At 67.8% G+C, this 541-nt stretch carries 1 protein-coding gene; it reads right to left on the bottom strand.

The window, feature by feature from the left end; genetic code table 11:
- A partial coding sequence (locus tag IEZ19_RS50165) for a hypothetical protein (protein ID WP_189318004.1) occupies positions 1–529 on the bottom strand: 529 nt, incomplete at its 3' end.
- Between the last annotated feature and the right edge of the window lie 12 nt (positions 530–541).

The raw sequence follows: 541 nt of genomic DNA, 5'->3' as shown, positions 1-541 counted from the left end.
CTTTGTTGATCTCGCAGGAGGCGATGTTGTGGCTGCCCGACGCGGTGGACTGCGAGACGATCTTGCCGTTGATCTTCAACTGGCAGGTGATATGGCCGCTGCCCTGAAGCTGTGCGGTGATCGCGTAGTGCTGCGGGTTCTCGAGCGGTCTGGTCACGTTCATCGGCGCTTTGCCCTGGGTGAAGGCTCCGGCCGGGCCGTACTGCACGTCGGCGCCGCTGGTGCCGGTGACGACGTAGGTGATGGTCTGTGGTGCCTCCTTGTGGGGGGCGGAGCGCGAGGCGGAGGCCTTGGAGCCGTTGCCGGTGTCCGAGGGTGCGGCGGCCGGGCTCTTGGCGGTACCGCTGCTGGGCTTGCCGCCGGTGGCAGCGGAGATCGCGCCGGCGATGACCAGGATGCCGACGACGCCCAGGCAGCAGACTCCGGCACAGGTCTTGCCCTTGCTCTTCTTCTTGTGAGGTTTCGGGGCCTGTGGCTGGGACGGCTGCTGTGGCTGGCCGGGCTGCTGGCCCCGAGAAGGCGTGGACATGCGCGGGTACCC

Source organism: Streptomyces brasiliensis (genome assembly GCF_014647875.1).
Taxonomy (GTDB): domain Bacteria; phylum Actinomycetota; class Actinomycetes; order Streptomycetales; family Streptomycetaceae; genus Streptomyces; species Streptomyces brasiliensis.
The sequence above is the reverse complement of the archived record's forward strand: the minus strand, read 5'-3'. Positions and strand labels throughout refer to the sequence as shown.